The organism is Rufibacter sediminis, assembly GCF_014269285.1.
In the GTDB taxonomy this organism is placed as follows: Bacteria; Bacteroidota; Bacteroidia; order Cytophagales; family Hymenobacteraceae; genus Nibribacter; species Nibribacter sediminis.
Genome location: NZ_JACOAF010000030.1, coordinates 162,334 through 176,634, shown reverse-complemented (window position 1 = coordinate 176,634; position 14,301 = coordinate 162,334). Strand labels below are relative to the sequence as shown.

The window sequence follows — 14,301 nt, the reverse complement described above, 5'->3', positions numbered from 1 at the left end:
TTTTTCACACCACCAGGCAGATAGAGTGCCGGGCCTGTTCCTTCGCGCGTTGGGCTTGTAGCAGATGGCGCTGCTGGTGCAGAAGTAGGAACTCCAGCGCTTCGCCCAAGCGCATTTTGAGCAATCGGAAGAACTCCACCGGAATGGCTTTTTTGTTGAGATCTGCTTTGGCAGCGGCTTCCAGCAGGTGGAGCAGCTTGTCCTGGTGCTGCAGGAACTCGTCCAGTACCTGGGGCGTGAGATGGCTGTTATGCGGGTTCAGGTGCTTCAGGGTCTTGTATTTCTTGCTGCCGAGGGGGTTCACCACATCAAGGGACTTTCTGCCTATCCAGGAGTAGCGCACGGCCTGGGAAAGGAGTGGCTGCTGAGTGATAGTGATGGCGCGCTCCAGGTGGGGCAGATAAAACCGGCTGTAGCGGTTGAGGTGCTCTACACATTCCAGAACGCTCCACCCGGAGGCGTGGGGCTTGAAATTAAGGGCCGCAGCATCCGCCGGAAGAAACTCTGACCGGATAATCTCTTGCTGGGCGTGGGCCTGCTCCTGCAGTTGGGTTAGGAAAGGTGCTGGTTTCATGACGTTTATCTTTTTACCAAAGCTAGCGCCCTGAACGGTGCCAAACCTTGATTCAGATCAAGATTTACATGATGCGGCTCAGGGTCTCAGGGGTCATGCGAAGGTAAGAGGCGATGTACTTCTTAGGCACCAGCTGAAAGATATGCGGACTCCGGCGCAGCAGACGATCCAGGCGCTGGGCAGGATCGGGGAGTTGCAGGTCTACTTCGCGTTCTATCTTGCCCACCAAGGCCTTCTCCAGTTCCAGGCGCCAGAACTTCCCGAATACGGGCCGTTTTTCCTGAATCAGGTCAAAATCAGTTTTCGAGATGGCCAGCAACTCGCTTCTCCGCAGGGCTTGGATGCAGTACTGGGAGGGCGTTTGGGTCACTAGCGAAGGGAACGAGGTGATCAAGGTGTTGGGGTAGGCAAATCCCACGCAGATCTCTTCTTGCGGGGTGGGCAGGTACAGCCGCAGGGTGCCGCTTTCCACAAAATACAGATGCTGCTCCACCTGCCCCGTCCGGATGAGGAAGTCGCCGCGGTTCACCGTGTAGCGCTTCTTCCATAAGGGCAGAAAGGCTTCCACGTCATCGGGGGAGAAGAATGGAACCTGGTTCAGCAGCGAGGCCAGCATACGGTTCTGTTTTAGGGCTGTTTACTTAAAAATAAGCCAAAAACAGGATGAAAACTAATGTTAGGTTTTTTTCTCCTGCGTATACCCAAGGATACTGATTATCTCTTTTCTTTCACGTAATTTTAAAGACTGAACCCTTTCATAAAGGCTCGTTTGTTCAACGAACAAGAGCTTTGTACAGGAAGTGAAGAGATTTGGCATCAGAGCATACACGCAAGATATGGCACTACTTTTTAATGATTTCGCGAGTTGGGGAGAGCACTGCCAGACCACGGGAGAACCGTTGTACCAGGCGGTGCTGGGCTATGAGATAGAACAGAAAGGCCGGTCTGAGGAAGAGATCTGGGACGGTCTGCAGCGGGCGTACGACGTGATGAAAGATGCCGTGAAAACCGGGCTCACGCAAGACATGACCTCCCGCTCAGGCATGGTGAACAACGGGGCTAAGAAAGTAGCGGCCGCGCCGGTTACGGTACTGTCACCTGAGTTTCAGCAGCTCATCAGCCGGGCCCTGGGGGCTAAGGAGGTAAACTCGTGCATGGGCCGGGTAGTGGCGGCTCCTACGGCCGGTGCCTCGGGTATCTTGCCCGGCATCTTAACCACCATCCAGGACCTGCACCACCTGGATGACCGCAAGATTCTGGAGGGATTGCTGGTGGCCGCGGGCATCGCGCTCATTATTGAAACCAATGCATCTTTGGCCGGTGCCGTAGGTGGTTGCCAGGCCGAAACCGGCAGTGCCGCCGCCATGGGGGCCGGAGCCATTGTGTACTGCCTGGGCGGCACCGTGGAGCAGGCGTTTGCGGCCGTGGCCATTACCATCCAATGCATGCTGGGGTTGATCTGTGACCCCGTGGCCGGTTTGGTGGAGGTGCCGTGTATTGTGCGTAACGCCAGTGCGGCGGCTATCGCGTTCTCCAGCGCCCAGATTGCCATTGCCGGGGTAAATCCCGTCATTCCGGTGGACCAGTGCGTGATGGCGCTGGGCGAGGTAGGGCAAAGCATGGAAACCAGGTACAAGGAAACCGCTCTGGGCGGCTTAGCCAACACTCCCAAAGGCCGCGAGATTGAAAACCTGGTGCTGGTGCAGGACGTGGAAATCCTACCGGATGAAGACAGTGAGTGAGTCCCCGGTTTAAGGCCTGTTTTCAGAAAACAGGCCTTAAACCGGGATTGCTGTTTCTGCCTTTCGGCAAAGCGCATGTAGGGGCAATCCCTTGTGGTTGCCCTTATGGGGCTCAACGCAAAGGACAACCACAAGGGTTTGTCCACCCCAATGATAATTTCTTTACAGCAGCGACTGCTGCACCGTCACGATGTTCAGGAATTGCTCATTTTCATCCCAACTGAGGCGGTAGGGCGTTATCTTGTCCTGCGTAATGACCTCCACCTTGGCGATTCGCTTGAGATCGGCTAGGAAATGGGCGCTGTTCACGGGGTGTTTGTTCACCAACACGCGCAGTTGCCGTTGGGCGGGTGGCACCTCAAAGTAATCCAGCACGTCTTCCAGTTTAAGGAGCGGTTTCTTGTTTTTAAGGGTAATCTGCACCACTCCGTTTTGGGCTTTGCGCCCCATCTCGGCCAGCACCGCGGAGTCTTTGTAGACTTGCACCACTATGATTTCCTTGGGATCTACCAGCAAAGAACCGTAGGAGGTTTCCTGGGAGCCCAGCAGCAACAGAGGAGTGCTGGACATGGAAACGACTCCTAGCATTGGCGGCGGCGTCAGGACAGGGGGCAACTCGGCTCTGTCCAACGGTTGGCCGGCCCTGATTTGCCCCCTGACCGAGAAGGAGCCGAGAACTCCCAAGATGAAAATGGCTAGTGCTTTTCCCATAGTTCAAATCTACACCTTTTTACGGAAGAACACCAGCCGGAAACCAGCTTATCCGCGTGAACGCAGAAGCCACCCTAAACGGCAGGTTTCTTCTGCGCTCGCTTAATAGTTGGGGATGTTGCTCACGCTGTTTTTGGTCAGCATCAGGCCCAGCATCATGAGCAGACTGGAGAGCAGCACCACAAAGAAAAGCACGCTCTCGGTCATGCCCGCAATGTCATATTGCGGCGGAATGCTGAAGAACAGCAGAATGGTGATGAGCCCTCGGGGCGCGATGAAAAGCTCTGGGATGAGCGGTACCCGTGCAATGTACTGCAGGTACGCAAACCGCACCAGCAGAATGATGGAGAAAATAGTGAAGCCCATGACCCAGACATCCAGCTGGTAGAGTTCCTGCAGATTGATGGAAAACCCGAACAGCAGGAAAAAGAAGGTCCTGATCACGAAGGCGCTCTCGCCGTTGATCTGCTTGAGCTGGATGATTTCGGCCTGCAGCGAGGTTAAGTTGATGAATTTGCCCAGCCGATCTTTGATAAAGAGCGCGGCATTGTTCAGCATCAGCCCGAAACACAGCACCATGAGCAGCGAGGACAGATGCAGTTTCTTCCCGATGGAGTAAAGCAGAATCAGGATGGCGATGATCAGGAAGAACTTGATGTGGCTTTTGATCTTGTCCACGAAAAACAGCAGAATAAGACAGCACACCACGGAGATCAGGAAGATACTCACCAGATCCACGGCCAGCGTCACAAAAGAGCCCACCCCAACCTGCTCGTTCTGGACGGCGAAGTTGAAGGCCACAATCCCGATGATGTCTGAAAAAGTAGCTTCGTAGACGATGAATTCCTTTTTCTCAGCAGAAAGGTTGCTCACGCTGGGAATGGCAATGGCGCTGCTGATCACCGCCAGCGGAATAGCGTTGACAATGGCCATCTGATACGGCACATCCAGCCAGAAATTGATAAACCAGGCAATCAGCGCCGCCGTGATGAGCAGGGTAAGCGTGGCAGTCAGCAGGGTTTTCCGGATGAGGGGGAGCTTGTCGCGGCTAAGTTCCAGGTCCAGCGCGCCCTCCAGTACAATCAGAATAAGTCCGATGATGCCAAACAGTTCCAGAATGTTGCGCAGGCCCGGCAGGGAGACGTTGAAATACGTAGCAAGGACCTGCAGGAGAATGCCCGTGAAGAGCAGCAGAATGACGGATGGTATCTTAGATCGTTTCGCCACCACATCAAAGACATAGGAAAGAATGATGAGGCTGCTAAGAATGATCAGAAAGGTATAGGCGTCTAATATCATGCCGGGCGGTTAGGTGAATAAATATACGAAAGTGGCCCTCCGCAGATGGGAAAATGAACCTCGTATTTCTAAAGTATCGGAAGAAAGAAGCGATGAACAGGGGTAAATGTTTCCAGATCGGCTTTTTTCCACTACTAAGGTACACAACCCTTCTCAGAGATAACGCTTTTTATCCTGGCTAAGAAGATGACCGCTGGAAGAAAGTAAACCGAGGTATTCCGCTCTTTGGGTTAAAACATGCTGTAATTTTCCTCCTAAAACCATGTGTCTTGCCCCAGATTGACCTTAATGCTCTTTTGTGCGTTGCGCGCTTGTGGCTTAGGTAAGAAGAACGAGTTGTTGTTCAAAGACTGATGTGCCGATATGCGAAATCTAGGCCAGAAGGAATCCAGGCACGAAGCGGAAAGCGGCTTAACTAGTATTACTAAGAGCGGAAATGAAAAAGCCGGGGCCGCTTCTGCTTATAGAAGCGGACCCGGCGTTTTAAGGCTGTTTTAAAGAAAACAGGTCCTAAACGGATGAACGGATGTAGTAGGCTTTCTGCCGTTTCTGGGCCGTTTTAAGGATATTAGGCTTAAAACAGGCACTTACCTCGTGATCAGCTCCGGGTGGTTGGTCATCACGCCATCGGCTCCTATTTCAAAGAGTTCCTGGATGTTCCTTGGTTTGTCCTCGGTCCAGATGAAAGTTTTGAAGCCTTGATGGTGCAGTGACTTGATAAAGGCCTTGGAGGCGAAGTAGCGATGCACATTGATAGCCGTGGCTTCTGAGTAGCGGTCAAAGCCGCCAAATTTGAGTTCGTGGTCAATGAAGATAGGCAGGAACGGAATCTTGCCCACCATCAGTTTGTGCGTCTGAATCACGAAATCCGCTTTCCAGATGCGTTCCAGAATGGGGTCGTAGAACGACTGGAGCACGCACCATTCCTCGGCGCGGTTTTCCCGGATGAGCCGCAGGGTGTTCTCCTCCAGCCCCGGGTAATAGTCGTCTTCGCCTTTTTTGAGTTCAATGAGCAGCTTTTTTTTACCTTTCACCGCTTTCAAGACCTGCGCCAGCGTAGGAATGCGCTCCCCCGCAAAAGCCGAGTCCAGCTTAATGCCGGCATCCAGTTTCTCGAGTTCTGCCAGCGTGAAATCAGACACGCGGCCGGTGCCGGTGGTGGTGCGGTCAAGGGTGGCGTCATGGATCACCACTACCTCGTTGTCTTTGCTTTGGTGAACGTCTACCTCAATGAAGTCGGCATCGGTTTCCATGGCTTTCCTGACGGCGGCCAGGGTGTTCTCCGGGGCCAGGCCAGAGGCGCCGCGGTGGGCAATGACGCTCACCTTGCGGGCATTTTTCTTCAGCGTGATTCCTTTTTCAGGGGTGCCGGCATCGCCGCAGGCACACATCCAAAACAACAGGAAGGGCAGGGGAACCAGCCTGCTCCATACGGGTATTTTACCTGTTCCAGATCGTTCGCTCATAGACGCGCCGGTCTATCTGTAGACTTCAGCAATGTAAGTTAATACAGTTTTTGTATTCGGCCAATGGCCGCAGAAAGCATTTATAGGAATTACAAAATATCTACCTGGCGGGTAATGCTTTCTTCCAAAGAAATAAAGGTCTCAGTGCGCTCCACGCCCTCAATGGCTTGTATCTTCTCGTTCAATACTTCGCGCAGGTGCAGGGTGTCACGGCAGATAATTTTGGCGAACATGCTCCACTGACCGGTGGTGTAGTGCATTTCCACAATCTCGGGCACCTGCCGCATGGCGGTCACCGCGGTCTGGTAAGCTGAGCCTTTCTCCAGGTAGATACCAATAAAGGCGCAGATGTCATAGCCTACTGCGTTGGGGTTAATAAAGAGGTGCGATCCTTTGATCACCCCTAAATCTTCCAACTTTTTCATGCGCACGTGTACGGTACCCCCAGAAACTTGTAATTCCTTCGCTATATCAGTGTAAGCCCGGGTGGCGTCTAACATGAGCATGGAAAGAATTCTTCTGTCAAGATTATCAATTTCTGAAACTTGGGCCATTTTATAGATCTAGTTTTAACAATTCTACAACGAATAACATCTCGCTTTAGAGATGTGCTAAGATACAAAAAATATATTTATCAAATTGTCAATTTATTTACAATTGTGTTATATTCGTAATAACAAAAAGGTTTAAAGTTTAACATATTGATAAAAAGTTATATGCAAACCGATTTGATTGAGGATATCAAGGTGAGTTTAGACCAAACTTTGGGCCAATTGCGGGGTCCTGCAGTGGTAGATGTGCTCAAGGTGCAGCAGGCCATTATCAGGGCGGTGCACCAGTTCATGTTTGAGCGCGGCCTGGTGCAGCTGATGCCGGTTATGCTCTCGCCCATCACAGATCCCCTGAACCACGGCGTGGTAGACGCGGCTATCTCGTATGCCGGCGGCCGCTGGAGCCTGACCAAATCCATGATCTTCCATAAGCAACTGGCGCTGTTGAACCCAGAACTGGAGTCTTTGTACATCGTTTCGCCTAATGTTCGGTTAGAGTTCGCTGACCGTGCATTTACGGGCCGCCATCTGTTTGAGTTCACCCAGGTAGACTTTGAATTCTGGGACAAAGATGGGGCTTTTGTGCGGGCGTTCATGGAAGATTTGTTGAATTACGTCTTTTGGGCGGTGAACAGAGACCTTCCGGAGACAGTGGCCAAGTACCGCCCTGAGGGGTTGCCCGCGTTTGGTCCGCTGGAGGTGTTCCGCACCCAGGAGCTGGAGGCCCAGTATGGCCCGGACTATGAGCACCTCAAATCCAAAGAAGCGGCCGCGCCCTTCTGGCTCCTGAACCACCGCCGCGAGTTCTATGACAAAGAAGACCCCGCCAACCCGGGCACGTACCTGAACTATGATCTCATCTGGCCCGAAGGCTTCGGCGAGGGCCTGTCTGGGGCGGAGCGCGAGAACGAATACCACCAGATCCTGAAGCGGATGGATGAGACCGGAGCCAGCAAGGAGGCGTTTACGCATTACCTGGAGGTGGCCCGGCAACAGCTGTTGCCGCTCTCGGCCGGGGCCGGTTTTGGGGTGGAGCGCATGGCCCGCTACATCTGCCGCATCAAGGACATCAACGACGTGACCCCGTTCTGCCGCCGGCCAGGCATGCCCGCCCTTTTCTGAAGAACAGCAGATTTTTAACGGCATATTTCGGTTTTGGGGCTGTTTTGTGAAAAACAGCCCCAAAACGTTTTTCATTTGACGGTATACTCCCCGATATTGGGGCGCCGTTCCTGTTGGGGCGGCAAACCGGAAACCAGAGGCGGCGGCAGATTTCCCCATCGCCTCGTAAACTCCTACTCCATGAGTACGCACAAGCACTTTATCATTGACTTTGACAGTACCTTCACCAAGGTGGAAGCCCTGGACGAACTTTGCGCCATCTGCATTCCAGACCCGGTACGCCGGCAAAAAGTACTTGCTGAGATCCAGCGCATCACAGACCTGGGCATGGAAGGCGAAATCCCGTTGGTAGATTCCCTGGACCAACGCCTGGCCCTGCTCAGCGCCAACCGCGAGCATCTAGACACCCTCATTGAGCACCTGCGCGGCCAGATCTCTGAGTCATTCAAGCACAACAAGGCTTTTTTTGAGGCCTTCAAAGACGATATTTACATCATCTCCAACGGATTCAAGGAGTTCATCGTGCCCATTGTGCGGGAGTTGGGCGTGAAGCCCGAGAACGTGTTCGCCAACAGTTTCACGTATGACGAGAACGGCAACATCACCGGATTCGACCGCGACAACGTGCTCACCCAGAACCAGGGCAAAGCCAAGCAGATCAAATCGCTGAACCTGCCCGGCGAGGTCTACGTCATTGGGGACGGATATACCGATTACGAAATCAAAGAAGCCGGCATCGCCGATAAATTCTACGCCTTCACTGAGAACGTGAGCCGCGACAGCGTGGTAGGCAAAGCCGATCACGTGACGCCCAGCCTGGACGAGTTCCTGTACGTGAACAAACTGCCCAGCGCGCTCTCCTATCCTAAGAACCGCATCAAGGTGCTGGTACTGGAAGGCATCCATGAACGAGCCATCAACATGTTTAGGCAGGAAGGGTACCAGGTAGAAGTAGTGGCCGGGGCGCTGGAGGAAGACGAACTCTGCGAGCAGTTGCACGACGTGGCCATTCTCTGCATCCGGTCTAAAACGCAGTTAACCGCCAAAGCCATTGCGGCGGCCCCCAGGCTGATGGCCGTGGGCGCGTTCTGCATCGGCACCAACCAGATAGACCTGCAGACCTGCACCGAGCGCGGTATTGTGGTATTCAACGCGCCGTACAGCAATACCCGCAGCGTGGTGGAAATGGCCATTGGCGAGATCATCATGCTTTCCCGCGGACTGGTGGAGAAAAGCAACCGCCTGCACGAAGGTGAGTGGGACAAATCTGCCAAGGGTTCCAACGAGATCCGGGGCAAGAAACTGGGCATCATCGGGTACGGCAACATCGGGTCGCAACTGTCTGTGCTAGCGGAGAGCCTGGGCATGGAGGTCTACTTCTATGACGTGGTAGACAAGCTGGCCCTGGGCAATGCCAAAGTCTGCCATTCGTTAGCCGAGCTGCTGGCTCTGGCTGATATAGTGACGCTGCACGTAGATGGCCGCGCCAGCAACAAAAACATCATCGGCCCCAAGGAATTTGAGTTAATGAAGCCGGGCGTGCTGTTCCTGAACCTGGCCCGCGGCCACGTGGTGGACATTGAGGCCCTCGCTGAGAATATCAAGAGCGGCAAGATTAGAGGCTGCGCGGTAGACGTGTTCCCGTATGAGCCCAAGAACAACCAGGAGCGGTTTGAGTCGGCGCTCCGCGGATTGCCCAATACGTTGCTGAGTCCGCACGTGGGCGGCAGCACCGAGGAGGCGCAGGAGAACATCGCGCAGTACGTGCCGTCCAAGATGATTGACTACGTGAATACCGGCGGCTCTTACAACAGCGTGAACTTCCCTAACCTGCAGTTGCCGGCTTTGCGCAACGCGCATCGCCTGATCCACATCCACCGCAACGTGCCGGGCATTCTGGCCAAGATTAACAACACCCTGGCCGAGAACCAGATCAACATCCTGGGCCAGTACCTGAAAACGAACGAGACCATCGGGTACGTGATCACCGATGTAGACACCAAGTATGACCGTTCGGTTATCCAGCAACTGAAGCAGATCCCGGATACCATCAAATCCCGGACGCTGTACTAAAGAGTAGCAAGTAGTAGAATTGTCTGGTAGTTTTAGGGCTGTTTTCAGGAAAATGGGCCCTAAACGTACGCCAGAGGTAGATATAAAGTGCAAGAGCCGTTTTAAAGCTGTTTTCCAGGAAATGGCATCAAAACGGCTCTTGCTTTTCAGCTGCCTTTCTTCCCAATATTTAAGTTTCAGGAGATAGAAGGCTCCTTCTTTTATTTAATCCATCGCTCAACCATTCATTCACTCCATCAACTATGGCTTCTGTTTATTTCACTCCCGGCCCGGCGCAACTGTACCCCACAGTGGCAGGTCATTTGCAAAATGCGTTAGAGCAGCAGGTGTTCTCCCAGTCGCACCGGAGCCAGGCGTTCAAAGATCTGTACCGCCGCGCCGATGCCGGGTTGCGGGCGCTGTTCCAGCTACCCGATGATTATTCCATTTACTTCACCGGCTCGGCCACGGAGATCTGGGAGCGCAGCCTGCAGAGCCTCACGGCGCAAAATACTTACCACCTGGTGAACGGCTCCTTCTCCAAAAAGTACCTGGACCATGCCAAGTGGCTGGGCCGGAACGCGCAGGTGTTGCAGGTGCCCTTCGGGCAGGGATTTTCCCTGGAGGATGTGCAGGTGCCCGACGGGACAGAGTTGCTGGCCATCACCCAGAACGAAACCAGTTCCGGGGTGTGCATGCCGGTAGAAGACATTCATGCCCTGCGCCAGCGCTATCCTGAGCCGTTGATCTCCGTGGACATCGTATCCGGGGCTCCGTATGCGGCGCTGGACTTTTCTAAAATTGACATGGCGTTCTTCTCGGTGCAGAAGGGGTTTGGTTTGCCGGCCGGCCTTGGGGTGTGGCTGGTGAATGAGCGTTGCCGCCAGAAAGCCGCTTCTCTGGAAGGAAAGCAATATACTGGCGGGCACCACAGTCTTGCTTCGCTGCAAGAGCAGTACCAGCAGTTTCAGACGCCCAGCACGCCCAATGTGCTGGACATTTACCTGCTGGCGCACGTGGTGGAAGACATGCTGGCCAAAGGCGTAGAGGTGATCCGGCGCGAGACGGAGGCCAAGGCGCAACAGCTTTATTCCTTTCTGGAGGAGAGTGCTTTGTTCTCGCCGTTCGTGCAGGAGAAAACGCATAGATCTCCCACGGTAGTGGTGGCCGATGTGCTGGACCGCCCCGCCGCTGAAATTATTTCGATAGTAAAAAAACAAGGAATTGTAGTAGGCAGCGGGTATGGGGCATTTAAAGACAAACAGATCAGAATCGCCAATTTTCCGGCTGTTTTAGAACAGGAAGTAGAAATTTTAGTACAGGCACTGAAGCGTATCTAATTGTATGTTAACAGGAATGTGTTATTTGGTTTAAACTAATACTTGGTATAGTTAAACTTTAGCTATAGTTTTGAGTATAAATACACTATTATATAACTAAACTAACACGCTCCTCATGAAGAAGTATTTACTTACTTTAATGCTTTGCGCTTTTGCGGTTTCTTTCTCCCCTGTCGCGTCTGCTGCGTCAGATTCAGCTCTTGCCGGTGAAGGGCTTCCCTTCTTCAAAAAGAAAAAAGGGTCTATGGCCAGATACAAGCAGATCAAACGGAACAATGGAAGTTATGTAAAGAAGCGTGCCACTTCTACCCGTAAAAAGAAGTCCTTCTTCCAGTCAATAGCTGCCCGCTAAGCGTTGGCTTGCTGGCGTGGCCTTTTTAGGCCGTCAACAGGCGGTAACAACTTACCAACAAAAACGCCTTCCGAATCTGGAAGGCGTTTTCTGTTTCTAGGAGTTTTTGCGTTGTTTTCGCCACATCTCATTAAACGAAAGCGGGGCGGCTACCAGCGGTTCGCGGCGTTTGCTCCAGGTCTCTTTCTGCACGTGCCCCAGAACGAAGTTCTTGACCGAGGCCGGCGCGAAGTTCAGGAGCCTGCGATTTTGCATGCCTTTCGCCCAGAATCTAAAAGCCAGTTTCTCGTTCTTGTCCACCAGGCCTTCGTCTACGCTCTGTCTGCGGTTGAGCAAAAGCAGGTTGTGCAGGTTGATCTTCACCGGGCACACGCTGGTACAGGCGCCGCACAGCGAGCTGGCGTAGCTCAGGTGTTTGTGTTCTTCCATGCCCGCCAGGTGCGGCGTAATCACCGAGCCAATGGGCCCGCTGTAAGTAGTTTCATAGGTATGGCCGCCAATGTTCTTGTACACCGGGCACACGTTGAGGCAAGCCCCGCACCGGATGCAGTTCAGGGCTTCGCGCTGCTCTGGTTGGGCCAAGAGGTTCGTGCGGCCGTTGTCCAGCAGTACCACGTACATCTCCTCGGGGCCGTCTTTCTCGGTGGGCTGGCGCGGACCAGTGAGAATGGTGTTGTAGATGGTCACGTTTTGGCCGGTACCGCTGGTGCTGAGCAAAGGCCAGAACAAATCCAGGTCCAGCATGGACGGAATCAGCTTCTCGATGCCCACAATGGCGATGTGCGTTTTGGGGAAGGTGGTGGAGAGGCGCGCATTCCCTTCGTTCTCGGTCACGGCGATGCCGCCGATGTCCGCGATCAGGAAGTTGGCGCCGCTGATACCAACCTCGGCCTGCGTATATTTCTCGCGCAGCAGTTTTCGGGCGGTGAGCACCAGTTGCTGGGCGTCATCGGTGGGCGGAATGCCCAGTTTTTCAGAAAACAGCTCCGAAATGTCCTTCTTGGACATGTGCATGGCGGGGGTCACAATGTGGTACGGCCGCTGACCGGCCAGCTGCACAATGTACTCGCCCAGGTCCGTCTCCACGGTTTCCACGCCGTTCTTCTCCAGAAAATCGTTCAGGTGGATTTCCTCGGTACTCATGGACTTGGACTTCACCACTGATTTGGCGCGCTTGCGCTTCATGATGGTGCCAATCTCGCGCAGGGCTTCCTCAGCGTTCTGCGCCCAGATCACTTTTCCGCCCCGTTTGCTGAAGTTGTTCTCAAACTCCACCAGGTACTTGTCCAGGTTGTTGATGGTCTGGGTTTTGAGAAATGAGGCCCGCTCCCGCGCCAGTTCATGGTGCTCGTAGGCGCTCATGCCGTTCTGCACGGCGGCGTTGTATTTGCCAATGTTGAAGCGAATCTTCTGCCGGTGCTCCAGGTCAAAGGCTTTATCTTCTGCGTCCAGCAGAAACTGTTTCAGTTTAGTGCTCAAGTGTGTTCTCCGGTATAGGTGAGAAAGCTCTATTTGGCCAAGCTACAGATAAATAGAGCCACTGCAAAATTAACGAACCTTTGCCGCAAATAGGCATGGTAAGCGCAAACGCATGGCAAGATTCAGGCATCGCCTTGGCGCTTCCCTGATTTGATCAGGTTCCTTTCCTGCACTTCTAACGGAAAACAGGAAGAAGCTATGCGTTTAAAGGGGCTTTTTCTGAAAACAGGGCCAAAACAGCTGCCGGGTAAGAGTCGTTATTTCCGGGATTCCAGCTTCATTTGCAGGTCTCTGGCCTGGCGGGAGTCTTCATTGTGTTGTGCCGCCACGGCGATGGCTTCTTTGGCTGTTTGCAGCGCTAAGGAGTAGTTGCCGGTTTTTTGCAGGAGTTGGGCATACAGGTAAAGGTTCTCGTAATTCTTATGCAAGGGAATAACCTGCTGCATGATCTTTGCCCCGAGGCTAAGCGCTTCTTTGTCCTCGGCGAAGGCATTCAGGTACATGGCGCTTTCGTACAAGGTTTGCCAATCACCGTTTGCTTTCGTCTGGCTGTACTCTAATGTCGCTTTGGCATAGGGGAGCCAGTCGTGCCGACCGGCGTAAAAGTAGATGGTGGTCAGAGCCGAGAGTTGACTAGTGTCTTTGAAATGGGCGGCAATGGCGTGCTTTACCTCCTGGAGCAAACGCGTATCGTTTTGCGTGCCGGCGTGTTGGGCGGTGTTGGTGATAATCCTTTTGGCCTTATGGGCCACTTCTTCTTCTTTGAACAAAGGCGAAAACCGAGGTTGGTTCCGTAGAAAATACTGCGTGGCAGGGGAGTGGAAACCCAGGTATTGGGAGAAGAGATAGCGTAGGTTCTCTTCAGACGCTAGTTGCTGGGGTGTTTGGGTGGCCAGGTATTCTGCCACTACGGTTTCCTTCGGGCTGTTGGCCTGGTGAGCCAGGTTTAAGGCATTGCTGTAATGGAACAGGAGGGAAGGGGACCTGTCGCCGGTATCATACCTTCTTTTGAGGGAGAGGAGGGCTTTGGTAGGGTCGAAAGCATTTTTACCGTCTAAGATGAATTCCGCCGCAGGTTTGCTGCCGCCGCTCTGGTGCAAAAGTTCTCCGTCTTTGCTCAGATACAGGTAAGTGGGATAGGCTGTGATGCCGTACTGTTTCGCCAGGGCTTCTCCCTGCGCTTTGTCTTCAATGTTGATCTTATGGCTTACAAACGTGGCGTTGTAGAAGCGGGCAACTTCCGGCATCGGGAAGATGTCTTTCTCCATGTGCGCGCAATGCCGGCAACCGGGCGTTGACACATACAGGAAAACAGCTTTCCGCTCTTGTTTGGCTTTGGCAAGCACTTTCTCCCAGGAGGAGGCAGCTAGAAAGGCAATGCCTGGTTTCTTCTGGGCTTGCACCTGAAAGAGGCAGCCGAAAAGGAGCAAGACTAAGCTGATTCCAGAATAAATTCTTTTATGAAATGGGGACATACTTTACGCTATAGATTACCATCGCTCTACAGGTAAGCTGTTGTGGCAATGGAGGATATCGGCTATAATTTTGATTAAGATACAGAGAATCATCTGAATCAGGCTTATACCAGCGGAGAAGAAGAAACAAAAAAAGGA

General features: G+C 53.2%; 13 protein-coding genes. 5 read left to right on the top strand and 8 right to left on the bottom strand.

Going from position 1 to position 14,301, the window contains the following annotated elements:
* Positions 1-4: 4 nt before the first annotated feature.
* Together H7U12_RS12735 and H7U12_RS12730 are read right to left on the bottom strand one after the other, a co-directional pair.
* Positions 5-574 (bottom strand): DinB family protein, encoded by a 570-nt coding sequence (locus tag H7U12_RS12735; RefSeq protein WP_186638490.1) that lies wholly within the window; start codon positions 572-574, stop codon positions 5-7.
* A gap of 64 nt (positions 575-638) precedes the next feature.
* Complete coding sequence (locus H7U12_RS12730) at positions 639-1,190, bottom strand: Crp/Fnr family transcriptional regulator (RefSeq protein ID WP_186638489.1); 552 nt, start codon at positions 1,188-1,190, stop codon at positions 639-641.
* A gap of 220 nt (positions 1,191-1,410) precedes the next feature.
* Between H7U12_RS12730 and sdaAA the strand changes: the two genes are divergently transcribed.
* Complete coding sequence (sdaAA, locus tag H7U12_RS12725) at positions 1,411-2,316, top strand: L-serine ammonia-lyase, iron-sulfur-dependent, subunit alpha (RefSeq protein ID WP_186638488.1); 906 nt, start codon at positions 1,411-1,413, stop codon at positions 2,314-2,316.
* A gap of 162 nt (positions 2,317-2,478) precedes the next feature.
* Here the strand turns inward: sdaAA and H7U12_RS12720 are convergent, their stop codons facing one another.
* The 4 genes from H7U12_RS12720 to H7U12_RS12705 all read right to left on the bottom strand — a co-directional run bounded on the left by H7U12_RS12720 (position 2,479) and on the right by H7U12_RS12705 (position 6,346).
* Complete coding sequence (locus H7U12_RS12720; protein WP_186638483.1) at positions 2,479-3,027, bottom strand: hypothetical protein; 549 nt, start codon at positions 3,025-3,027, stop codon at positions 2,479-2,481.
* A gap of 102 nt (positions 3,028-3,129) precedes the next feature.
* On the bottom strand, positions 3,130-4,326 hold the full coding sequence (locus tag H7U12_RS12715) for a cation:proton antiporter domain-containing protein (RefSeq protein ID WP_186638481.1): 1,197 nt from the start codon (positions 4,324-4,326) through the stop codon (positions 3,130-3,132).
* A gap of 587 nt (positions 4,327-4,913) precedes the next feature.
* On the bottom strand, positions 4,914-5,792 hold the full coding sequence (locus H7U12_RS12710; protein ID WP_186638479.1) for a glycerophosphodiester phosphodiesterase: 879 nt from the start codon (positions 5,790-5,792) through the stop codon (positions 4,914-4,916).
* An 89-nt stretch (positions 5,793-5,881) separates the two neighbouring features.
* On the bottom strand, positions 5,882-6,346 hold the full coding sequence (locus H7U12_RS12705) for an Lrp/AsnC ligand binding domain-containing protein (protein ID WP_062543670.1): 465 nt from the start codon (positions 6,344-6,346) through the stop codon (positions 5,882-5,884).
* Positions 6,347-6,508: 162 nt separating this feature from the next.
* On the opposite strand from H7U12_RS12705, the gene H7U12_RS12700 reads away from it, so the two are divergent.
* The 4 genes from H7U12_RS12700 (at position 6,509) to H7U12_RS12685 (ending at position 11,209) form a co-directional block, all read left to right on the top strand.
* Positions 6,509-7,465, top strand: a complete 957-nt coding sequence (locus H7U12_RS12700; RefSeq protein WP_186638477.1) for an asparagine synthetase A — start codon at positions 6,509-6,511, stop codon at positions 7,463-7,465.
* Between the two features lie 180 nt (positions 7,466-7,645).
* Entirely contained in the window at positions 7,646-9,538 is a 1,893-nt protein-coding gene (gene serA / locus H7U12_RS12695; RefSeq protein ID WP_186638476.1) for a phosphoglycerate dehydrogenase, read from the top strand.
* Positions 9,539-9,780: 242 nt separating this feature from the next.
* The gene (locus tag H7U12_RS12690; protein WP_186638475.1) at positions 9,781-10,857 is read left to right on the top strand and encodes an aminotransferase class V-fold PLP-dependent enzyme; all 1,077 of its coding nucleotides are present in this window, start codon (positions 9,781-9,783) and stop codon (positions 10,855-10,857) included.
* A 115-nt stretch (positions 10,858-10,972) separates the two neighbouring features.
* Entirely contained in the window at positions 10,973-11,209 is a 237-nt protein-coding gene (locus H7U12_RS12685) for a hypothetical protein (protein ID WP_186638474.1), read from the top strand.
* Between the two features lie 96 nt (positions 11,210-11,305).
* On the opposite strand, the gene H7U12_RS12680 is transcribed toward H7U12_RS12685, so the two are convergent.
* Both H7U12_RS12680 and H7U12_RS12675 read right to left on the bottom strand, forming a co-directional pair.
* Positions 11,306-12,688: a LutB/LldF family L-lactate oxidation iron-sulfur protein gene (locus H7U12_RS12680; RefSeq protein WP_186638473.1), complete on the bottom strand. Its 1,383-nt coding sequence runs from the start codon at positions 12,686-12,688 to the stop codon at positions 11,306-11,308.
* Between the two features lie 257 nt (positions 12,689-12,945).
* On the bottom strand, positions 12,946-14,163 hold the full coding sequence (locus tag H7U12_RS12675) for a thioredoxin family protein (protein WP_186638472.1): 1,218 nt from the start codon (positions 14,161-14,163) through the stop codon (positions 12,946-12,948).
* Between the last annotated feature and the right edge of the window lie 138 nt (positions 14,164-14,301).